Origin of the sequence: Formosa sediminum, from assembly GCF_007197735.1 — a bacterium.
In the GTDB taxonomy this organism is placed as follows: Bacteria; Bacteroidota; Bacteroidia; order Flavobacteriales; family Flavobacteriaceae; genus Formosa; species Formosa sediminum.
This window is the reverse complement of record NZ_CP041637.1, coordinates 947,859-971,749: the sequence shown is the minus strand read 5'-3', so window position 1 is coordinate 971,749 and position 23,891 is coordinate 947,859. Positions and strand designations below refer to the sequence as shown.

Genomic DNA, 23,891 nt, shown 5'->3' with positions numbered 1-23,891 from the left:
TACCGTAACCTGGTTAATTAACGATACAGTTGGGTTAATTTTGAACTTTTAACTAATTTATTAAATATATTGGTTAATTATATTCTCAAACAGCTCTTGTTTTCCGCTTTGTAATTGTAGTTCTCCATTTTCTTGAGCGATTTTATATAAATCTTCAAAATTGAGTTTTCCATTTTCAAAATCTTTTCCTTTACCAGAATCGAATGAACTGTAGCGCTCAGTTCTTAATTTTTCGTAAGCTGAAGATGAAATAATTTTATCGGCAGTAAGTAACGCTCTTGCAAAGGTATCTGCGCCTCCAATATGTGCATGGAATACATCTTCTAAATCTGTTGAATTTCTTCTAATTTTAGCATCGAAATTGATACCTCCGCCTTGTAGGCCACCTGCTTTTAAAAAAACTAACATAGCTTCTGTAGTTTCTTGAATATTATTTGGAAATTGATCTGTATCCCATCCATTTTGGTAATCTCCACGGTTGGCATCTAAACTCCCTAACATGCCTGCATTAGCCGCCGTAGCTATTTCATGCTGGAACGTGTGTTGTGCTAAAGTCGCATGATTTACTTCAATATTAATTTTAAAATCCTTATCTAAGCCATAATTTTTTAAAAAACCTATAGCTGTAGCGGTATCAAAATCATACTGATGTTTCATAGGTTCCATAGGTTTAGGTTCAATTAAAAAATTGCCTTTAAACCCTTGTGACCTTGCATAATCTCTGGCCATGCCCAAAAATTTACCCATATGGTCTAACTCACGTCCCATATCGGTGTTTAATAAGCTCATATAGCCTTCTCGCCCGCCCCAGAACACGTAATTTTCTCCATTTAGAGCAATTGTAGCATCCATGGCTAATTTTATTTGTCCGCCAGCTCTTGCCAAGACATTAAAATCTGGGTTAGTAGAAGCCCCATTCATGTATCTTGGATTAGAAAAACAATTTGCAGTTCCCCAAAGTAGTTTTACCCCAGAAGCGGTTTGTTTTTCTTTTAAGTATTCAGTAATAGTTGCCAGTCTACTTTCTAATTCGCTAAAAGACGCGCCTTCTCTTACTAAATCTACATCATGAAAACAGTAATAATCAAAGCCCATTTTTGTAATAAATTCGAAGGCTGCATCTGCTTTTTCTTTAGCTGCTGCTATAGCATCTGTAGGTTTATCCCAAGGAAAATTTAATGTTCCTGGTCCAAAAGGATCTCCACCAGTTCCGCAGAAAGTATGCCAGTATGCAATTGCAAATTTAAAATGCTCGCGCATGGTTTTTCCTGCAACAATTTGTTCTGGATTGTAATATTTAAATGCTAAAGGATTATCAGACTCCTTTCCTTCAAACTTTATATCTCCAATACCTTTGTAGTATTCTTTATCTCCTAATGTTGCCATATTTATCTATGTTTTAATATTATTTCTAATTCTTTCTTCCACGCTGCATATGCGGCCATATATTCCGTTTTATTTTGCATAGGTTTATAAGTCATTACATGATCATTTTTAGTAATATGTTCTCCAAACGTTTTAAAGTCGCCATCGGTAAGACCCGCAGCTCTAGCCGCTCCAACAGCGCCAGTAGTATTATAAATCTCTATATCGTGATCTATTAATGTAGCCACCGTATTCGAAAAAATTTCAGATCTAAACAGATTATCATTTCCAGCACGAATCACTTTAATCTCTCCGAGATCTCTTTTAAGAATTTCTACACCGTACACAAATGAAAATGCGATACCTTCTAAAGCAGCGCGATATAAATGTGCGTTATTATGTAGATTTAAGTTTAGGTTTAAAATATGTGTACCTATATTTTTATTATCTAACATACGCTCTGCACCATTTCCAAAAGGAATAACAACAACTCCATTAGCACCTACATCTATTTTTGAGGCTTTGTCATTCATTACTTCATAAGAATCATTCCCACAATTATTGCGCAACCAACGGTACTGAATTCCTGCTCCATTAATATTTAAGAGTGTTCCTATAACAGGCTTAGTTACAGTATAGTTTACGTGTGCAAAATGATTAACTTTTGAAATTTCTTGTGGCTTTAAATTATTAGACACCGCATACACTACCCCAGATGTTCCTCCTGTTGCAGCAACTTCTCCTGGATTAAAGATATTAAGAGACAAGGCATTATTTGGCTGATCTCCGGAACGATAAGTAACTTGAGCTCCTAAAGGAAGCCCAGTGTCTTGAGCAGCTTGCAAATTGACTTCTCCTTGATTTTTAAAATTCTCTACAATATTCGGCACTAAAGCTTTATCTATACCGTAATAATTTAACAAATCTACAGCAACATTATCCTGTTTATAATCCCACAAAACACCTTCGGACAAACCATTTTTTGTTGTAACCAAATTACCAGTGAGTTTAAAAGCTATATAATCGCCTGGCAACATAAATTTATATGTGTCTTTATAAATGTTAGGTTCATTATCAATCACCCATTTTAATTTAGAAGCGGTAAAGTTTCCTGGAGCATTTAACATATGTTTACTACACATGTCCTCACCTAAATCTTTTAATGCTTTTTTTCCAATCTCTACAGCTCGGCTATCACACCAAATAATGGAATTACACAACGGATGTCCTGCGGCATCTACTATAACTAATCCATGCATTTGATACGATATACCAATATTTTTAATTTTAGATGCATCAATAGCTGATTCTTTAATAATACGTCTTATAGCATTACAAGTATGTAGCCACCACATGTTAGGATCTTGTTCTGCCCAATCTGGATTAACTGCAACAATCTCCATTTCGTTTTGCGGCTCGTGAAGTATTTTAATTTGTTTTCCGTTAACGGCATTAACTAAAGCCACTTTAACCGAAGAACTACCTAAATCTATTCCTAAGTGATACATTTTATATAAACAATATTATTAATTGAGTAACTTTTTTTATAACCCTTTAAATGAATGCATGCCATGAGTTATTCTAAAACTCGATTTTTATTAATAATCAAACAACACATTCATTTATATGTGAAATTATGAATTTTACAAACAATTATTAAATTATATTTAAAATAAGCCACAGATAAGCACAGCACTAGCAGAATAGTTAAACAGTACTTTTAGAGAAAAAAAACGATTGAAACACCAACAAAATAAGCATATTACAATACTAAAATATATACATTACATATACATATACAATTTACTTAAAGGTTTAAGTAAATTTTTATGTAATGCATGCTTAAAAAACTATTGGTAATAAAAAAACCTCCAAGAATTTATACTCTTGAAGGCTTTAATACAATTGTTTGCTAATAATTAATTGACTTTGTTTATGTGTTATAACTAGTTAAGTAGAATAATCTAGATTCTGATTTTTTAATAATGAGTTAGTAACTTCATCTAAACGTTTCCATGCTTTTTCAAAGATGTGATGTGTAGTGGTGTTAATAGTATGTATGTTATTTTTAATGTGTTTAAAAGAAAGATTATAATGGTTTTCTAATACACCTATAGAATATTTATCTGCTAAGAGTGCAATACTATTTTGTTGCGTTTTATTAATAACAAATACGGGTTTTAAATATTCTTTAATGCTATTAAAGATAAAAGTATTTGTAGTATTAATTTTTTTAATAATGGATACATTGCCTATTGGTGTACAAATGTCTTTTAAAGAATTTAAAGGCTTAAATTTTAAATACAAGTGTAATTTATAAAGAGATATTCCACCATTAAAAACAAACCATCCAGAAGCTATAATGTATAGACCATAATTTAATGGGTAATATATTGGGTTTAAATATATATCTTTCAATAATTGTTGAAAGGCAAATAACCCTATCACTGTACTGACTAATAAAATAAAAGCTACAACTAAAACTAGTTTACTACTAGTATTCATACACTTAGGTACCAATTTCTCATTATTAAAAACAGACTGATTTAAACTTTCAAAGTCGCTAAAGATAGCCTCTGAAATATTAAATTGGTTTGATTTTAATGTTGCCGTTCTCATAAGTATTGTTATGCTAAATTATTTTGTAATTAACATTCCTGTTTTATTACTGGAATTGTTAAATAATTATCAATACATATGCCAACAAGTACAACACATTGTTTACCAACAACTTATATGTTATTTAATTTTACAACATTGTATAATTATTACACACTCTAACATTTTACGTATACTAATTATACGTACACCCATTACACACTTATTGCGAGTTAGATATTTACAATTAATTTGGGCAGAGATTAAGGTAAAAGATCTTAGTTTAAAGGAGATTAATGAGTTTTAAAGCGACAAACTATATCGTGAATAAACTCTAATTTTTCTTTAACTTTATCTGATATTACAAATGGATATACATCTGTAATTCCCATAGATCTATTTATACTATTAACAGCATAGAACAAAGGAGAAACCTCATCTAGTATTGTTTTAAAGGACAATCCTTCTTTATAAGGATATATTGAAAAGACCCGCATATGACTAGAATTATTTAGGTTAGGTTTACCTTCTAGACCAAAATAATAAGCAGTCTCCATAGTATCTAAAATATGAAGATAGTGAGCCCAAGTTTCGGCCCAATCTTCCCAAGGATGAGAAGAAGCATAGGTACTAATAAAATTATTTTTCCAGTCTTTAGGTGCCCCATTTTTATAGTGGGCTTGTAAAGCTTCTGCATAATTTAATCGTTCATCACCAAATAAACTTCTGTATTCAGATAAAAATGTTTTATTCGTTTTAAATATTATATCCCAGTAATAATGTCCAACCTCATGTCTAAAATGTCCAATTAAAGTTCTGTATTTTTCATTTAAAGAGATACGCATTTCTTCTCGAGTTACAGAATCTGCTTCTGCCAAAAGGATTGTAATTACGCCATTTGCATGACCCATCATAATTTTATTTTCCCCAGCATTTGCAGCTTCTTCTGAAAGAAAATCAAAAAACAAACCTGTTTCAGGATTATCAAACTTACTAATTAGAGGAAGCTCTAAACGTTGCAATGTATAAATTAATCTATGTTTTGCAATTTCCATAATTTGCCAACGCTCGTAATATTCTGGAACTTTTAAATCTGGTATGGTTCTATTTAAATCGCATGAAGTGCAAAAACCATTAGTATCATTATTAGGTACTAACCAGTTACATGCATTAAAATTATGATTCTTACAATATACATACGTCTGGTCTTTAACAATCCATTCTAAACTATCCGAAGTATTGGCTAAAATTTCGTTTTCTACGTCTAAATATCCTAAATCAAAACCACAACTTTCACAAGTTGTATTCTCAAAAAAAACAGGAAAATTACAGTGACTACATTGAAAAATTTTCATAAATGGAGTATAATTAAGTTGTTGCAATCAAATATAATCTATTCTTAGTAAGAAAATACATTGAACTAAAATATTTACCTTGAACACTTTAGACAGCATAAATAATAGATAATAGCTTATAAAAAAAGAGAACTAAGCCCTTACTTTACAAACAAAATTAAGATACAAATACTTTTAAAATTAGATTTATTACAAACGAAAAACAATCTGTTTGTAATGAAAAAAAACAGAAGAAAAAACACACTAGAATTTCTAAAAAAGGGAGTTTTTTTTAAATGATATTTATTTTCTAAAAACCTGGAAAATATTTTAAATTTTCAACAAGTATACCTCAGAAATTTTATATGTGAAAACCGAGTTTTTAGTAGTTGTAAAAATTGAATCTTTTTTAAAAAAATTCAAAAAACAAAAATACACAAACAAATAAAAACCAACAGTTTATAAGCAAAATAAAATCAATTAAAAACGAATTATTACTTCCAATTATTGAGATAATTTAAACCTATGATTCATTTTTATTTTTAAATATTATTGCGTAATATGATTAACGAATATTAAAAAAACTTACAGTTTATTTAATATTATTTTCATAGATACATTCTAAATCCTTTATATTATTTTTCATATTAAAATTTTCTTCAAATAATAATTTAGAGTTTTCAGAAAATGTTTGGAATAGTGTTTTATCATTTAGTAGTTTTAAAACAAAACTAGACATTTCTGTAGCATTTTCATTTTCTACCAAAAACCCATTGTAATTATGTTTTACTAAATCTTGATTACCATCTACTTTAGTAGCAACAATAGGTTTACCCAATGCTAAACTTTCAATGACTGAATAAGGTAATCCCTCATATCTAGCCGTCGATATATAAAGAGCCGAATGCTTGATTATATAAAAGATATCTTCTCTATTTGTCCAATCTAATAATGTTACGTTATTTTCTAAACCTAAAGATTGTATAAGGTTTTTAACATTTAAAAGATTTGGAGAATGATAACCTACACCCATTAAAACCAAATGAATATCGTTTTCTTGCTTTTTAACCTCAAACAAAACATCTAACATCAGTTCAATGTTTTTTTGAAAAGAAGGTCGTCCTACAGAGCAAATATAATTATCAGGCCAAGTCTTTTTTATTTTTAATGGTTTTATCTCTTCTATTGGTAATATAGAGTTATTAAAAAGATATACATCTTCCTCTTTGTACCCTACATCAATAAGACCTCTATTAATCTCAGAATTTGATGTAGCCAATAGTTTTGAATTAATATGTTTATAAAATTTCTCTATAAACAGAAATATGCGACGTTTAAAACCATAATCTGCACTTAAGTATGAATAGGCATGAGGTGTATGTAAAACATTTACTTTATAAAACACACTTGCAGATCTAGCTATAATTCCACCTTTGGCACTATGAGCATGTACAATATCTGGTCTTTCATTCTTAAATATTTTAACAACTTGAGAAATAGATTTAAAATCTTCAATAAAGTTAATTTCTCTGTCGATAGGAAGCTTATAAACCTTAATAAGCTTACCATCTGGACGAAAATAAGTTTCATGAGTGTCATTTTCCCCTTTAATAATAATATGCTCAAATTTATTGTGATCCATTATTGCCAAAAGCAATCTTAAATACACATCAACACCACCTACTGCATGTAAAACATGAATGACTTTTATCATTTTTTTTAAAATTCAAATTTAATATTACCATTTTTTAGTAAAGAGATCCAAACAAGTGAAAACAAATAACACCCAATCTGTCTATGAAAAATATTTTCAATCAATAAAATTAACATAACACTCCCTAAAAGCGACAATGTATAAAAACTAATTTTAGAAGTCGTTAACATTAAATATAATATGAGAAGAAATAACACAATCCCAATCCACCCAGAACTTAATAAAAAATCGATGTACTGATTATGAGAATTAAAGCTACGCTCTACATACCAATTTCTTTTTTTAATTACATCTATATTACTATCGTAACAATCTACAAGTTGATTTTTAATATTATAAAATCCATTCCCTAAAAAAGGTTTAAAATTATTCTTGAATATTCCATAAGCACAACTCCAAATTAAAACCCTTGGTTCTTGTTGTGATACCTTCTCATAGTAACTAATATGATACTTATTATCTGAATGAAAAAATCTATTTGTTAAGTTCTTATTTAACATAAAAAATATTCCAATGAATATTATAAATGAAATTATACCCCAAAATTTTATTTTTACATTTTTTAAACTTAAAAAAAAGAGAATCAGAATGTAAACAATACAAACAATTGCAATTCTAGCCGCTATAATAAAACAAAATGAAAGCAATAAACTTATTAAAACAAAACATAAAATCTTAACCTTAATTTCCTTATTATTCTTGAATAACTCTAACAAAAACACAAGACTAATAGCGACACAAAACCCTATGTATATACGTTCGGATACTAAAATCTGATTGATAAAATCTCCTGAGGTAAAATTAAAGTTATTTTCTGAAAACCAATATTTTGATACACCTATAAAAGAGATTAAAACAGATAGCACAGTACCTGCTATAAACCAAAGTTTACATCTATTAAAATTAGAAACATTAATTCCTAAGAGCACAATGATAACTGGTAGCAATAATTTTTTTAAAATAAAAAAATCTTCAGAGACTCTATTATTAAATATGGCAATAAGAAAAATATATAAAACGAACCCTAACCAAACTATATAACTTTTATTTTTAAATAAATACTTAAATTGATTCTTTTTACATACAACCAAATAAATAGCCAATAATACTCCTATTAAAATATTTGGAATAGCACTAACATACTCTTCAAAAGGCACAATTAGGCAAAAAATTAAGAATAAATATTCGTAAAAAATCTCAAGGTATTTTTTGTAATTCATCAGTTAGATTCTCTTTACTTTTTAAAGATCAATTTTAATTTTGTTGTGGCTTCTCTTGACATAAAAAATAAAATAGTATTTCTAGTTAAACCATATATAGGATGAAATCCAAAATAAAAATTTTCTAATATAATTTTTATTCTATGCCTAACTTGCAACTGTCTCCTTTTTGATGAAATAGAATTTGATGATATTTCATAATACAATAAAGGTTCTGGCAAATTAGCTACTTGAAACTTTTTTATTATTCTAAAAAAAAGAGCATAATCTTGAGCCGCTCTGGTATATTTTTCATCATACATTTCAACACTCTTAAAAACATTAGTCCTAATAATAACTGTAGGATGAACGAACATGTTATTTAGATACATTTTCTTCTTTATTTCTTCATGCTTAAGAGGATGATTTAACATAAATAATTCGTTACCTTCTTCATCTACAACAACTGCACAAGTTCCTAACAATTTTATTTTATCATTATTATCTAAGAAATCTAATTGTTTTGAAAATTTATTTTTAAAACAACGATCTCCACAATCTAATCGTCCTATAAATTCATATTTATTAGTTTGAGCAAAAAAAATACCTTTATTTAAAGCGTTACTCAACCCTTTATTTTCTATTAAATATTCAAAATAAATCTCACCATTCTTATAGGCTTGATTTAACTCAGCTTCATTTGGTTTTCTACTACTGCCATCATCTATAATTAATAGATCTACTTGAATTCTATCATCTATAGATAGAATAGATGTTTCTAAACATTCGGGATTATTGTAATGGGGTATTAAAACTATTATTCTTTTTTCGTTCATCACGAGTTCCTTGTCTTTGTATTAAAATTATTAGCGTTAAACATAACCAAAAAAAGTAAATTCTAAATGTGTCCATTTTTAACCAATTAAAAGCAAATCCAACCATAGAGATTGTAATCATTAAAGGAATTACAGACTGAAAACCTTGTCTTTTAAAAGTCTTTTTGTAGCACCATGAAAGTAGCATTACTATTAAGAACATAAAAAAAGTAAACCCAATTACTCCTGTCTCTGACAATAATCGCAAATATAAATTAAAACCTGGGGGGAAACCTTTATGTTTGTCATTTAAATACTTGTACTTAAATTCCCAATTTCCTTTAACAGCCCATTCCGGATACAATTTACTAGATTCAAAAGCCTGTAACCCATAACCGGCACCTTTTATTGGATTATTTAAAAACACCTCAAACATAGCTGTCTGTATACCAAATCTAGTTTTATTAGACATTGCATGTACATCATCACTAGTCTTAAAAGACATAACTTTTGAAGAGATGTATCCAATAATAGGCTTTGAGTAAAAAAGCATCATTAAAGTACCTAAAACAGAACTAATAAGAAATATATTGATAAAAAGTTTTTTAAACCTTTTATCCTTCATTAAATACATTACTAAAATTAAAACTTGAATAACAATTACAAAAATACCTGCACGAGAACCGCTTAAAAAGGATAAAATAATGGTTAAAAACATTGGAATGAATCTCTTAAAACCTTTTTCTGTTAGTACATAACTAAACATCCAACCTGCTATACTAATTAAATATGTAGCCAAAGCAGGAGACTCAAAAGAAACAGAAGACATTCTATTGGTTGTCCAATCTATATGAGCTTTAGTAAAAGGAAAATAATTAAATAAATTAAGAATTGGCATTAATTCGGTCCTTTTACCCTTAACAATCAAAAACTCCACAAATCCATATAGAGCAACGATAAGTAAGGAATATGATATAACTTTTCTTAAAGTAAAAAAAATTTCATTTACTTCATAATGCCTTAAGACATTATAGAAAACATAAATCAAAAAAACAGAAGATAATAGTAATGAAGTAATTTGTCTTATAAACCGGTTAAGACCTGAAGTATGCTTAAAATAATAATGAGACATATCGTAAACATTCAATATCCCACTAATAAAAAAATAAAACACGATTAAAAGCACTACTTTAAATAAAGTACTATAAAATGGAAATTTAATTTTTTTAGTAAAAAAAATTAACACACCTGATAGAAAAAAAAATAAAAAACAAGAATCTCTTTTAAATTCACCAAGAACCTCAAAACCATTAAAAGAATTAAAGGGCATAAAAAACACACCTAATAACAGCAATGTATATGGTAATGATTTTCGAATGAATATAGTTTTCATTAAACCTTAGTTTTTATTAAAAACTTCTTGTTCCACACTGAAGTATCTACTCCTAATTTTTTGATCTTTAAAACATCTTCAGATAATGATTTTACCAAAAATGCTTCTGCCTTCTCATCAATTAATGGAGTTGGTTTTCTATAATTATTTACAACTTTATTTTTAATGTTTTTTATTTCAACTGGAATAGGAAACCTTTTTTTTATAAAACTTTTTAATTTACTCTGCTTAAAAAATGTTCGTGTAATAAAATTATCTTCAAAAACACCACCTTCATTATATCGCTCACTCAAATTAGTAGGTATATAGTCTGCATTAACATTTAAAAAAGTAAAAATACTTTTAATTGTTTCCTTTGGTTCTGAGTTTAATTCTTCCTGTGTTATAATTAATACATCTCTAAAAACTTCCTGAGCCTTCTGTACTTTCTCTGTATATGTAGAATTAAATCGATAATACCAAAAATCTGAAAATTTCTTCTTCTTTCTATTTTCTTCTTCTAAAAGAGCTTCATAAAAGCTTAAACTTTCTCTTCCTTCTCTAACTAGGTGTAAATAGTTTGAATAAGCTCTTTTAACAGGGTCTCTTAATAAGATAATCACCTTAGGGTCGGATAACGTATCTTTTATCTCTTGAAACTTCTCAGGGTAATTAATATAAGATGGAGAAGCATCTCCAATAACCAGCTCATCTCCTACGTCATTAAAACATTTTTCGTAGTCTTCCAATAATTTAATCTGACTTATTTTAGTTGCCTTATCTCCAGGTCCTTGATTAAGTTTTGCAAGAATATCATTCGTGAAAAAATGAAGCTCTTTTTGTTTAGGCATAAATATTTCTGGATGGTTTTCTAAATAATAATGCAATGCGGAAGAACCACATTTGGGAAAACCTGAAATTATAAAATTAGGAAGTTTAGAATTCATATACTTATTCTCAATTGCTGTATCAACTAATAAATCTTACACGTTGATATAAAATAATTATTTATTTTTAATAACGAAAAAAGGGGTTAAAATAAGTAAATAAACAAAGTACTTGTTTTTTAATAAATATTTTAGATTCGTGGTTGAAAAATTCTCTTTTCTTAGTAAAGAAGAATAAACCCATCTTCCATTAAAATATAAAGCTTTTATTTTCCAAACAAACCTCTTCTTCCAAGGAATTTTATCCTTTAAGTACGCATCTATTGAAGAAATCCATTTTAAATTATCTAAACGTTTATTAAAATTTACTGTAAGACTCTCGTTGTTATCTACTTCACACCACTGTCCCACTATATCTTTTGAAATCATTACGTTTGAGTGACATGCAAGTTTTAATAGAGATTCTGAATCTGATGAAATTACATTTAAAGAATAAAAATTATGTTTTAATGCTTCAGATCTATTATAAATAGTCGTGAGATGAGAAAATTTATATTTAGTAAATAATCCATAAATAAAATCCTCTCCTTTTATCAATTTATTTTCTTCGTTTATTTTGTGTAAAATTTTCTTAATTTTATTATTCTTCTTAGCACTTTTACAAGCAATATATAATAAAGGGCGATCAGGATTTTTAATTGCCAATATTCTCTTTATTCCATTACTAACAAACGATTTATCTGTCAATAAATCATCACCATCTAAATTTAAAACGTATTCACCTTTAGCTCTATTGAATAAAGTAGTATGATAATTCTTAACTCTGCCTAAATTAGTTTTATTTCTAAAATATTTAATTTGACAATTCTTCTTTAAATATTTTTCACAAATCCTTTGTGTTTCATCCGGAGAACAATCATCAGAAATAATAATTTCTAGATTACTATAGTCCTGACTCAGAGCGCTATCTATTGTATTTTCAATATACTTAGCTTGATTATAAGTAGGAATCATAATACTAACAAGTGGTAATCTTATATTATCCAATGAATTAATTTTTTTGTTTTTATTATATATATTTTATGGAATAACTCAAATAATTGAGCCAAAGCAATTCCCCATGATATGGTATATATATCTAATATTTCAGCTCCCCAACAAGCGAGAGTGATGACCAAATAAAATAACGTTGAATAGATTAAATTTAGGGTAAATTCTTTATTTAGACCATTAGTGATTAGCACACATGATCCAATTAATGATGCTAGTGGCCTTACTACCATTATACCCAATATTGGTATTAAAGGACTTGCTGGCAACATCTGCCCACTCCCTAATAAAGTCACAATAAAATCTCGGAAAATAACTAAGATTAAATAACAAACTATCAAACTAAAAAATTCAACAATTAGTATTTTTTTAAACCATTTATTATCCTTTTTCATTGCAACTACAGGAAAAACAACATTAGTAACATTATTAAATACACTTACAACGACTTTTACTATTTTAAAGGCTAAATCGTAATAAGCTAACGCTTGGTTTCCCAATAATGCACCAACTAAAAAAGCTGGTGTATTATCTTTTATATTCGAAACACGAGATATAAAGATTAAGTAAGAGTCTTTTATATGATATTTTAAAACACTTATACTACATATTTTAAGCTTAACTTTATGTTTTTTAAAAACTATATACAAAGAAAATAATCCGGCGATTATCCCACCTATTCCATTAAATAGAGGTACAAGAAGATAATCAGATTCTTTTACTACTAAAAAAAAGATTAATATTAAGCTAATTAATTTACTAATTAATGAAAACAGAGTAATATATTTCATCTTTTCAATCCCTTGAAAATACCACACAGGGAATACAAATTCATAAAAACATAACCACATTGTAAGAATAAATAATACTTTATTATTTCCTACTTTAGGTATAAGGCTAAATAGTAGTATTAAGATTAAAAAAGAAGAGACAAATAACAAAAACTTAATTATAAATGTAGCACTAACTATTTCGTTTAATTTTTCAGGAAAGTCTCTGTTAATACTCACTTCTTTAGTTGCGGTAACATTAAAACCAAAGGAAACAAAAATAACCAAATATGCAACTGTTGTTTGTGCAAAAATTGTTAGCCCATAATTATCAGGCTCTAATACTCTAATAAGATACGGATAGATTATTAACGGAGAAAGTACATTAAATAAATTTAACGCTGTTAAGTAAGAAAAATTTTCTAAAATTTTTTTGTTTTTTTTTAAATAACTTGTCACCCTCTATTAATTTTACCTGTATTTAAGAAACTATTTTTTCTTTAAATAACATAACAGCTTTAAATTATTTTTGCTTTTTATAAAAAGACCACAAAGTTACTATTAAAAAAAGTAAATCCATTAAAAAGATACGATTTTAATCATATCTTTTTAATGGATTTTTATATCTATTTAATTGTTATTTATTAACTATACAATCATCCCAGCTGCAACAGTCTCATTCGTAGAATCGTCTACCAATACAATACTTCCTGTGGAGCGGTTTTCTCGATAAGAATCTACCATTAATGGTTTTGTTGTTCTTATTTTTACTTTTGCAATGTCATTCATATTAAGAGAATCATCATCTTCAACACGATTTAAAGTCTCTATATCTATTTTATAAACAACTTCCTTAATCATAGCTTTCTGATCGTTAGACGTGTGTTTAATGGTATATTTAGCACGTGGTTTAGCACCGGTACTATTTAACCAACATAACATCACCTCAATATCTTGAGAAGCTTCAGGTTTGTTATTTGAACGAACAATCATGTCTCCTCTACTAATATCGATATCATCTTCTAATTGAATAGACACTGATTGTGGCGCATAAGATTCTTTTAATTCTTGATCGCTTAAATTTATTGATTTAATTACTGAAGTAAACCCAGAAGGCATTACTGTAATTTCATCGCCTACTCTAAATACACCACTAGATACACGTCCTGCATACCCACGATAATCTCTATGGGAATCACTTTGAGGTCTTAACACTGTTTGTACAGGGAAACGTGCATCAACTTTATTTACGTCACTACTAATATGCATTGTTTCAAGCATATTTAACATTGGAGACCCTTGGTACCAAGGCATGTTTTCAGATCGGTTTACAACATTATCTCCTAATAAAGCACTCATAGGAATAAATCGCACATCTTTAATTAACATTTTAGATGAAATCTCTTCAAATTGAGATACGATGTTATTAAACACATCTTCAGAAAAATCTACAAGATCCATTTTATTTATACACACTATTACATGAGGTATATTTAATAATGAAGCAATAAAGGCATGACGTTTAGTTTGTTCTATAACACCATGTCTTGCATCTACTAAAATTGTAGCTACATTTGCTGTAGAGGCTCCTGTAACCATATTTCTTGTATACTGAATATGTCCAGGTGTGTCTGCTATAATAAATTTACGCTTTGGTGTTGTAAAATATCTATATGCAACGTCTATTGTTATTCCTTGTTCACGTTCGTCTTTTAAACCGTCTGTAAATAGCGCTAAATCGACACCTTCATGTCCTTTTTTCTTACTTGTATTTTCTATTGCATGTAACTGATCTTCAAAAATTGATTTTGAATCGTATAGTAAGCGACCAATTAAGGTACTTTTTCCATCATCTACACTCCCAGCTGTTGTAAATCTTAATAATTGGTTATTATCTAACATATGTACGTATTCTAAAATTATTGATTGTTGATTTAAAAGTATCCTTGACGTTTTCTGTCTTCCATTGCAGATTCAGATCGTTTATCATCGCTTCTATTACCTCGTTCTGTTTGGCGCATTCCGGCAACCTCATCGGCAATTTTAGCTAGCGTATCTGCATCAGATTCTATACCACCTGTAATGGTAATATCTCCTAAGGTTCTAAATCTTATTTTCTTTGTAACAACTTCTTCGTGATCTTCTAAAACTAAGAATTCAGAATTTGGAATCCATGCATCTTGTCTCCAAACAACTTCTCTTTCGTGAGCAAAATACAGTGACGGAATTGCAATATTTTCGCGTTTAATATAGTTCCAAACATCCATTTCTGTCCAGTTACTAATTGGGAATGCTCTAAAATGTTCTCCTTCAAAATATTTACCATTAAAGATATTCCAAAGTTCTGGTCGTTGGTTTTTTGGATCCCATTGTCCAAAGTCATCTCTATGCGAAAAGAAACGCTCTTTTGCTCTTGCTTTTTCTTCGTCTCGTCTACCTCCACCAATAGCACAATCTACTTTATTAGCTTCTATAGCATCTAAAAGTGTAGTAATTTGTAAAGCATTACGTGTTGCATTTTTTCCTTTTTCTTCTGCAACTCTACCGTCATCAATAGATTCTTGTACAGAACCAACAATTAAGTTAACGCCTAATTCTTTAATAATATCATCTCTAAATTTAATAGTTTCAGGGAAGTTATGGCCTGTATCTACGTGCATTAAAGGAAAAGGAATTTTTGAAGGATAAAATGCTTTTTTCGCTAAATGTGTAATTACAATTGAGTCTTTCCCTCCAGAAAACAAAATTACAGGATTCTGAAATTGAGCCCAAACTTCTCTTAAAACATAGATGGCTTCACTCTCTAATTCATCTAAATAATTTAAATAATACTTACTACTCATTGCTCTCTATTTTTAATTTAGGTAATATATATTCTACAATTTTATTAGCGGCATCTTCTACAGATACCTCTTCTGTTTTTATTTCAATATCTGGATTTTCTGGAGCCTCATAAGGCGCCGAAATACCCGTCATATTTTTTATTTCTCCAGCTCTCGCTTTCTTATACAGTCCTTTTACATCTCTTCGTTCACATTCTTCTACACTTGTATTGATGTAAATCTCTATAAAATTATCTTCTTTAACAATATTTTTTATGTTTAACCTATCTTTTTTATACGGTGAAACAAACGCTGCTAAAGTAACCACACCTGCATCGATCATTAAATTAGAAATCTCGGCAATTCGGCGTATATTTTCTGTTCGGTCTTCAGGAGCAAAGGTTAAATCATTATTTATTCCTTTGCGAATATTATCTCCGTCTAAGGTATATGTTTTTATTCCTTTTTGAAATAATTTTTGCTCTACGACATTCGCTATGGTAGATTTCCCAGAGCCTGAAAGTCCTGTAAACCACATTAAAAACGAATTGTGCTGATTCTTAACTTGTCGGTCTCCTCGAGATATTTGATAATCGTGAGGTATTATGTTCTCTTTCATTATTCTTGAGTATGACGTTTATTTTTATCTAATCCAAAATTAATTTTATACCATGCTTTTTCATGCAAATAATATAAGAGCATTTTGGTAAGCACTTCTGTACCCCCAACTTTAAGTCCAACCATCGGGTCTCCAGATATTAACCAAGCCAAAGTCATGGTGTCTAAAGTACCTACTATACGCCAAGTAATGGTTTTAAAAATATGGCGCTTATTGCTTTCCTCCATATCGACTTTAAACCACACACGTTCGTGCAAATAGTATAAAATCATTTTGGTTGTAATCTCAGCAAAACCAATTTTTAAACCTGTAAGCGGATCTCCGGATATTAACCAAGACAATAAAATAGTGTCTAAAGTTCCGACAATTCTCCAAGTAATTGCCTTAAAAATATGCCTTTTATGTGAAGTATCTTTTATTTTCATATAGACTTATGCCTTGTTCTAATTAGGACAAATGTAACTATTTTTTTCACTAAAACAATTATCCTATAGAGTAACTAGGAAATATGGATTTAATAAATTCTCTTTATTATACAATAATCCTTTTTCTGTATCTTTAGAGATAACTTCTACTCCTACAGCATTACAAATGGCTTGACCTGCCGCTGTATCCCACTCCATAGTTGGTGCAAATCTTGGATATACATCTGCATTACCTTCTGCTACTAAGCAAAATTTTAAAGAACTACCTTTAGATACTATTTCGACATCACTTCCTTTTTCTTTTAAAGTGTCTACAAAATCTAATGTATCTTGACTCATATGTGAGCGACTTCCTACAACTTGTACTGGATTAGAGTTTGCTTTTTTAGGTTGTAATGGTGTGGCATGTTCTAATATAAAATCTAAAGTTGAGTTATGACTATCTAACACCACTTTAAATCCTTTTTTAGTATTAACGTCCGCATAATACAAAGTCTTTACTGCAGGTACGTAAATAACCCCTAATACAGGCTTTCCATTGGTAACTAAAGCAATATTTACTGTAAATTCACCATTACGCTTAATAAACTCTTTAGTACCATCTACAGGATCTACAATCCAACATGTTTCCCAAGTTTTTCTGATGTTATAATCAGTTTGTTTATTTTCTTCACTTATAATTGGAATTTCTGTTGGTATTAAAAATGAATTAATAATATCATTTGCCTTTTTATCGGCTTCCGTAAGTGGTGATTTATCATCTTTTAATTCTACATTAAAAGCTGTATCATACACTTGCATAATAACTTCTCCAGCTTTTAAAGACGCTTCGATAGCGATTTTTAAATCTTGATTCATTTATAAATTTTTTAGGGCTTGTTTTAAACTCGTTCTCCAATACGGAATAGTAATATTAAAACAGTCTTTAATCTTAGATTTATCCATTACACTAAACTGTGGTCGCGCTGCGGGTGTAGGATAGGCTTCTGTTCTTATTGGAAAAACTTTAGTTTCTGAATTTGCTAATTCAAAGATAGCTGCCGCAAAATCATACCAACTTGCAACACCTTCGTTACTGTAATGATATAAACCATAGTTTGTGCTATCTTGAGCAATAATTGAAACTACAACCTGAGCTAGGTCTGTAGCATAAGTAGGTGTACCAATTTGGTCTGCAACCACGTTTAATTCTGGTCGTGTCTCAGCTAAACGCAACATCGTCTTCATAAAATTGTTAGCATGTTCAGAATATAACCAAGATGTTCTCAAAATAAAATAAGTCTCTAATGTGTCTTGAATAGCTTGTTCGCCTTCTAACTTCGTTAACCCGTAAACACCTATTGGATTAGTTTCATCTGTTTCTGAATATAGTATTGAAGATTTACCATCGAAAACGAAATCTGTAGACACATGAATTAACTTCACGCTGTTTTCTTTACAAGCAATTGCTAAATGTTTTGCACCATCTTTATTTACTTTTCGAGCTATATCTACATCAGATTCGGCCTTATCTACTGCAGTATATGCAGCACAGTTAATACACCAATCAAAATTGTTATTTTGAAAAAAATCAGCAACCTGTTGCTGATTTGTAATATCTAAATTTTCTGAATCTGTATAAATAAACTGTAACTTATTCTCGTTTTTACTAACATCTTTAATACATGATGCCAATTGACCGTTTCCTCCTGTAACTAAAATTCTCATTATAAAGTTGCGTTTTCTAGTGAAGGTGAAACAGTATCTTTTTCAGAAATTAACATTTCACTTTCATCAATTTGCCAATCGATATTTAAAGTTTTATCGTTATAAATTATACTGCCTTCGGAGGCTTTATTGTAGAAGTTATCACATTTATAAGAAAAAATCGCTGTTTCACTTAACACTACAAATCCGTGAGCAAAACCACGCGGAACGAATAACTGTTTTTTATTGTCTTCTGTAAGTCTAACTGCAACATGCTGACCAAAAGTTGGAGAATCCTTCCTAATATCTACAGCTACGTCTAACACCTCTCCTTTCACTACACGTACAAGTTTTGCTTGGGCGTGTTCACCTAGTTGGTAGTGAAGTCCTCTTAAAACGCCTCTAGAAGAAAATGATTCGTTATCTTGAACAAAAGTAACATCTAGACCAGTTAATTTATTAAAAGTTTCAGCATTATAAGATTCAAGAAAATACCCTCTTTTGTCACCAAATACTTGTGGTTCTAAAATAAAGCAATCCTTTAATTTAGTTTCTGTAACTGTCATTATTTTTTATTTAATAATCCTAATAAATTTCTTCCATAACCACTCTTTAATAGTGGTTGAGCTAAGGCTTCAAATTCTTCAGCAGATATATATCCCATTTCATAAGCAGCAGCTTCAATAGATCCAATTTTTAAACCTTGACGCTCTTCTAAAACCTCAACAAATTGAGACGCTTGCATAAGCGATTGAAACGTACCTGTATCTAACCAAGCTGTACCCCTATCTAGTATACTTACATTTAAATTACCTTGCTCTAAATAGACTTTGTTTACATCGGTTATTTCTAATTCACCTCTATGACTTGGTTTAATGTTTTTAGCAATTTCAATTACAGAATTATCATAAAAGTAAATCCCTGGAACTGCATAATTAGATTTCGGAACTTCAGGTTTTTCTTCTATTGAAATCGCTTGACCATTCGCATCAAAATCTACAACGCCATAACGCTCTGGGTCATGTACACGATACGCATAAATAATGCCACCTTCAGGATCGTTATTGGCTTGTAATAATTTTGCCAAACCTGTACCGTAAAAAATATTATCTCCTAAAATTAAAGCTACTTTATCGTTGCCAACAAAATCTGCTCCAATAATAAAAGCTTCGGCTAAACCATTTGGAGCATCTTGTACTGCGTATTCAAATTTACAACCGTATTTTTTTCCATCCCCTAGTAAATCTTCAAATAAAGGCAAATCTTTTGGAGTCGAAATAATTAAAATCTCATTAATACCCGCATACATTAATGTAGATAACGGATAATAAATCATGGGTTTGTCATAAATAGGCATTAACTGCTTACTCACAGATAATGTTAAGGGGTGTAGTCTGGTTCCTGAACCTCCTGCTAGAATAATTCCTTTCATCTTAGTTTTTATATTTATTGATATACCACTCTATGGTTTTCTTAATACCTGTTTCAAAATTTTCATCTGCTTTCCACCCTAATTCATCTTCTAATTTTGAAGCATCTATGGCATAACGGAAGTCATGTCCAGCACGATCTTTTACAAATGTAATTTGATCTCCATAAGATTTATCTTTCGGGAACATACTATCTAAAATACCACATATGGTATTTACAATATACATGTTGTCGCGTTCGTTTCTACCACCAATATTATAAGTTTCTCCAAATTTTCCTGTATTGTAAACCAGAGCAATACCTTTACAATGGTCTAACACATATAACCAATCACGAATATTTTTACCATCTCCATAAATTGGAATATCTTCACCTGCAAGTGCCTTTCTAATTATAGTTGGAATTAATTTTTCATCATGTTGTTTTGGCCCGTAGTTGTTAGAACAATTAGTGGTTAAAACATTCATCCCATAAGTATGAAAATAACTTCTAACAACAAAATCTGAAGAGGCTTTTGAAGCACTATATGGACTATTAGGTGCATATGGTGTAGTTTCTAAAAACATACCTGTCTCGCCCAAAGTTCCATAAACTTCGTCTGTAGAGATATGGTGAAATTTATTATTTTCACAACCTTCTTTAAATTCGAATGGTCCATTCATCCAATGCTTTTTAGCTACATCAATTAAATTGAAAGTACCAAAAATATTAGTTTGCATAAACGCATCTGGATTTTTAATAGAATTATCTACATGAGATTCTGCTGCAAAGTGAATAACACCTGAGAAGTTATATTTATCAAATAACTCTTCAATTAAACCACGATCACAAATATCGCCTTCAACAAAAGTATAATTAGGATCACCTTCAACTTCTGATACATTTTTTAAATCACCTGCATAAGTTAACTTATCTAAGTTTACAAGGTGAATATCTTTGTTTTCTTCCAAAAAATAAGGAACAAAATTTGAGCCAATAAAACCTGCTCCTCCGGTCACTAAAATTGAAGTTTTACCCTTCATAATTCTTTATAAATTTAATAATTTTTATTCCTGCAAATACCACATACAATAAAATGAAAGCAATTAAAGGTAGTATAAACATATATTTTTTGCTAATTGCTGTTACTTGGTTACCTACACTTTTAAAACTTGAAACAATTTCGAAAAGAGAATCTTCTTCTAATCGCTCTGTTTCTATTTCAACTAATTGCGCTCTTAACTCTATTTCTTTGTTAAATAATTCATATTCTTTAGTCACAGATTTATCTTTTTCAAAAGATAAACCATCACTAATAGTCATTCCTTTTCTTGACTGTGATTTAGATTCTTCTTCTAAAACTGAAATATACACTTTTTGTAACGAATCTATTTTAACTAAAGATGAATTTATAGTCTCTTTTTGAAAATCAAGTAATTGATTTCGTTTTTCCATTAATCGTTTAGAGTACTTATTTTCAAATGTAGAATTTAACCCCACTTCCAAATCATTAAAAATATCATTTTTTAATGATTCAACACTAATTTCATAGATCTTAGGAGAATAAATATCGCGTCGGTCTAGAAATTTCTCGTAAGTAAATTTACTTGCTGTAACAGAATCTGTATTTTGTAAAAATTCTTCATACTCAATAATCAAATCTGTTTCTGTTTCTGGTCCTGGATTAACTTCTAATTTCTTTATGCTTTTTGCAGTAACTGTGTCTATGTGAAATATTTTAGCAATATCCTCATAATTTTTATTACTTAAAAGAGAATTGTAGTATTTTACGTTGTTAATAAGCTGAAATTTTGAATCGTAATAAGGCTTAACTAACATATTAGAAGTATAAACAACTGGTTTATTTTTATCTATTAAATAGCCTAATATAACACACACACTCATAACTATTGCTATTATTTTTCCATATATAACAATAGGTTTTAAAAGATATATTAAGCCTTTAAATAGATAAATAAATAGTTTACCTATAAACTTAAATAAATTAGAAAAACCTTTACCTATGTAATTAAATAACACAATTAAATCAACTTCATCTGTAGAATTTTGTTGTTTTTGGGATATATTAGAGTTTGAGTTTTCTGGTAGATTGGAGTTCATTTTTTAATTAAAAATTTGTTGTAAAATGGTTCTTGTAATTAAGTAAGTAGGTTTAACTCCTGTGGTTCCTAAACCTCCTGAGGCTAAAGTACCTCCGGTTTCTAATGGATTATCACTAGCATAATAAGCATATCTGACTTTAACATCAGAAGAGATATTCCCTCTTACTTTAGAAGCAGACTGAATGGCTTTTTGGTAATGCGCACCTTCCATCTCTAACCCAATAACATTCCAAGTAGAGTTATAGAAGAATTTTAAAATATCTTTGTTTTGAAGAGACGTTCCCAATACCGTTATCATTGCACCCTCGTAAACATCTATTCCTTGTCCTTCTAAATCGGCTTTATTTAATTCGTTTTTAAAAGGATAATTATCTGCTGTTCCTTCAAAAATATGTGCCGAAGGGATCATAATATCACCTTTACCTCCTTCTAAAATTCCTGCTTTACCCATAATAGAAAGAGACTCGACATTTAAATGCACTTTTTTACCTTCAATTTTATAAGGTTTCAAAAGTTCGTCTATAGTTTCATAAGCCTGTTCACCAAAAGCATAATCCATAACTAAAATTACGGGCTTTTCTTCTTTTAGCTTACTATCGTTAGCATTAAAATCTAATTTTGATGTATCTAATTTTGATGTATCAAAAATTTGAACATCTATATTTGTTCCTGAAGTATCTTTAATAAAAATCATTCCATTTTGTAATGCTTCTTTATTTACTTTACTTCTTAAAGACTTATTTTCATTATTACTGATAGCTTCATATACTTCAAAAATGTCTTTTTTAGCCATTAATGTTTTTAAAGCCGTTGGAGCAAAAAGCGTATTCATAACACTATGCATATTCGCACTTATAACGTGAATAGGACGTTGTAATAATTTATTTTTATGAAGAGTTTGTTTTATATTATTAGCCCAAACTTCGCCATGAATATGGTGTCCTAATCGCTCTCTTAGCATTGGACTAAACGTAACGGTACGTTTATCGTTATTTATAATCTCTTCAATTGCTAATTTTCCTAACCAATATACAATATGCAATAAACGTTCTGGCCGGTCTGGAGTAGAAAATTGATTATAAATTCCTGTAATTTCATTAAAAGTTCGGCCTAATATATTTGCAGTATAGGTGATAGCTGTTTCTCGTTCTGGCTCTGTTAATTCTTTGTTTTCAAGAACGACTTTTTCAAGTTTTAACCAATCTCTAGTGGTTTTTCCTTTATCATCAATTAAAACGTGTTTACTAATCTTATGAGACTCAATGAATAAAAACGTAAGATGCGTAAGAATATCATAAATCTCAGATCTGCCTCGAGTAATTTCAATATTCATCTGGTCATCATCAATCCGATAACAGTTACGACGTCTTTTAGGTGGAATTATTGCTTTAAAATGAGAATCTGCATATCCTTCGTCGCTCGTTAAGTTAATGTACCGACATTCTTCAATACCAATTGGTAATCTATCTATAATATATAACAGACCTTCTAACTCTGCTTTTTCATCGCCAACAGAACCATAAATTTCTGGTCTTAAAAGTAACAACGCCTCTCTAAGGGTTTCGCCAGAGATACCCATTGGCTTATAAAAGCCGCGATTGAACAAATGACGCATTGTAATATACATGCGTTCTATTGCCCCTGAACTCTCTTGAGCTCTAGTTCTTTCATGATATTTTTTGTTACCCATAAAAATGTTTTG

The 23,891-nt window shown here is 29.6% G+C and carries 22 protein-coding genes; all 22 read right to left on the bottom strand.

The window, feature by feature from the left end:
* Window positions 1–60 precede the first annotated feature (60 nt).
* The 22 genes from xylA to FNB79_RS04230 all read right to left on the bottom strand — a co-directional run bounded on the left by xylA (window position 61) and on the right by FNB79_RS04230 (window position 23,879).
* Window positions 61–1,386, bottom strand: coding sequence for a xylose isomerase (gene xylA, locus FNB79_RS04335; protein WP_143380139.1), 1,326 nt, complete (start codon window positions 1,384–1,386; stop codon window positions 61–63).
* A gap of 2 nt (window positions 1,387–1,388) precedes the next feature.
* On the bottom strand, window positions 1,389–2,873 hold the full coding sequence (locus tag FNB79_RS04330) for a xylulokinase (RefSeq protein ID WP_143380138.1): 1,485 nt from the start codon (window positions 2,871–2,873) through the stop codon (window positions 1,389–1,391).
* A 442-nt stretch (window positions 2,874–3,315) separates the two neighbouring features.
* On the bottom strand, window positions 3,316–3,984 hold the full coding sequence (locus tag FNB79_RS04325) for a hypothetical protein (RefSeq protein ID WP_143380137.1): 669 nt from the start codon (window positions 3,982–3,984) through the stop codon (window positions 3,316–3,318).
* A gap of 272 nt (window positions 3,985–4,256) precedes the next feature.
* A complete protein-coding gene (locus FNB79_RS04320; protein WP_143380136.1) occupies window positions 4,257–5,318 on the bottom strand; it encodes a zinc-binding metallopeptidase family protein in 1,062 nt (353 codons plus the stop codon).
* 571 nt (window positions 5,319–5,889) lie between these two features.
* Window positions 5,890–7,011 (bottom strand): glycosyltransferase, encoded by a 1,122-nt coding sequence (locus tag FNB79_RS04315; protein ID WP_143380135.1) that lies wholly within the window; start codon window positions 7,009–7,011, stop codon window positions 5,890–5,892.
* 5 nt (window positions 7,012–7,016) lie between these two features.
* A complete protein-coding gene (locus FNB79_RS04310; protein WP_143380134.1) occupies window positions 7,017–8,231 on the bottom strand; it encodes an O-antigen ligase family protein in 1,215 nt (404 codons plus the stop codon).
* 14 nt (window positions 8,232–8,245) lie between these two features.
* On the bottom strand, window positions 8,246–9,046 hold the full coding sequence (locus FNB79_RS04305; RefSeq protein ID WP_143382557.1) for a glycosyltransferase: 801 nt from the start codon (window positions 9,044–9,046) through the stop codon (window positions 8,246–8,248).
* Entirely contained in the window at window positions 9,003–9,923 is a 921-nt protein-coding gene (locus tag FNB79_RS04300) for an O-antigen ligase family protein (protein WP_185967835.1), read from the bottom strand. Before FNB79_RS04300 ends, FNB79_RS04305 begins: the two co-directional genes overlap by 44 nt.
* Before the next feature lie 494 nt (window positions 9,924–10,417).
* Window positions 10,418–11,344, bottom strand: a complete 927-nt coding sequence (locus FNB79_RS04295) for a sulfotransferase family protein (protein ID WP_143380132.1) — start codon at window positions 11,342–11,344, stop codon at window positions 10,418–10,420.
* Window positions 11,345–11,401: 57 nt separating this feature from the next.
* Window positions 11,402–12,331, bottom strand: coding sequence for a glycosyltransferase family 2 protein (locus FNB79_RS04290; RefSeq protein ID WP_143380131.1), 930 nt, complete (start codon window positions 12,329–12,331; stop codon window positions 11,402–11,404).
* Window positions 12,319–13,563 carry an oligosaccharide flippase family protein gene (locus FNB79_RS04285; protein WP_143380130.1) on the bottom strand — a complete coding sequence of 415 codons (1,245 nt, stop codon included), beginning with the start codon at window positions 13,561–13,563 and terminating at the stop codon, window positions 12,319–12,321. The genes FNB79_RS04290 and FNB79_RS04285 overlap by 13 nt, the downstream gene beginning before the upstream one ends.
* Before the next feature lie 189 nt (window positions 13,564–13,752).
* Window positions 13,753–15,006, bottom strand: a complete 1,254-nt coding sequence (locus tag FNB79_RS04280; protein ID WP_143380129.1) for a sulfate adenylyltransferase subunit 1 — start codon at window positions 15,004–15,006, stop codon at window positions 13,753–13,755.
* A 32-nt stretch (window positions 15,007–15,038) separates the two neighbouring features.
* Window positions 15,039–15,947 (bottom strand): sulfate adenylyltransferase subunit CysD, encoded by a 909-nt coding sequence (gene cysD, locus FNB79_RS04275; protein ID WP_143380128.1) that lies wholly within the window; start codon window positions 15,945–15,947, stop codon window positions 15,039–15,041.
* Complete coding sequence (gene cysC, locus FNB79_RS04270) at window positions 15,940–16,545, bottom strand: adenylyl-sulfate kinase (protein ID WP_143380127.1); 606 nt, start codon at window positions 16,543–16,545, stop codon at window positions 15,940–15,942. Before cysC ends, cysD begins: the two co-directional genes overlap by 8 nt.
* Complete coding sequence (locus FNB79_RS04265) at window positions 16,545–16,970, bottom strand: DUF2061 domain-containing protein (RefSeq protein ID WP_185967834.1); 426 nt, start codon at window positions 16,968–16,970, stop codon at window positions 16,545–16,547. Before FNB79_RS04265 ends, cysC begins: the two co-directional genes overlap by 1 nt.
* Window positions 16,971–17,033: 63 nt before the next feature.
* Window positions 17,034–17,828: a 3'(2'),5'-bisphosphate nucleotidase CysQ gene (gene cysQ, locus FNB79_RS04260; RefSeq protein ID WP_143380126.1), complete on the bottom strand. Its 795-nt coding sequence runs from the start codon at window positions 17,826–17,828 to the stop codon at window positions 17,034–17,036.
* Window positions 17,829–18,677 carry a dTDP-4-dehydrorhamnose reductase gene (gene rfbD, locus FNB79_RS04255; protein ID WP_143380125.1) on the bottom strand — a complete coding sequence of 283 codons (849 nt, stop codon included), beginning with the start codon at window positions 18,675–18,677 and terminating at the stop codon, window positions 17,829–17,831.
* Window positions 18,677–19,222 (bottom strand): dTDP-4-dehydrorhamnose 3,5-epimerase, encoded by a 546-nt coding sequence (gene rfbC / locus FNB79_RS04250; RefSeq protein ID WP_143380124.1) that lies wholly within the window; start codon window positions 19,220–19,222, stop codon window positions 18,677–18,679. Before rfbC ends, rfbD begins: the two co-directional genes overlap by 1 nt.
* A complete protein-coding gene (gene rfbA, locus FNB79_RS04245) occupies window positions 19,222–20,088 on the bottom strand; it encodes a glucose-1-phosphate thymidylyltransferase RfbA (protein WP_143380123.1) in 867 nt (288 codons plus the stop codon). Before rfbA ends, rfbC begins: the two co-directional genes overlap by 1 nt.
* Window position 20,089: 1 nt before the next feature.
* Window positions 20,090–21,109: a dTDP-glucose 4,6-dehydratase gene (gene rfbB, locus FNB79_RS04240; protein WP_143380122.1), complete on the bottom strand. Its 1,020-nt coding sequence runs from the start codon at window positions 21,107–21,109 to the stop codon at window positions 20,090–20,092.
* Complete coding sequence (locus FNB79_RS04235) at window positions 21,099–22,187, bottom strand: hypothetical protein (protein WP_143380121.1); 1,089 nt, start codon at window positions 22,185–22,187, stop codon at window positions 21,099–21,101. Before FNB79_RS04235 ends, rfbB begins: the two co-directional genes overlap by 11 nt.
* Before the next feature lie 3 nt (window positions 22,188–22,190).
* Window positions 22,191–23,879, bottom strand: coding sequence for a DUF6909 family protein (locus FNB79_RS04230; RefSeq protein WP_143380120.1), 1,689 nt, complete (start codon window positions 23,877–23,879; stop codon window positions 22,191–22,193).
* Window positions 23,880–23,891: the final 12 nt, after the last annotated feature.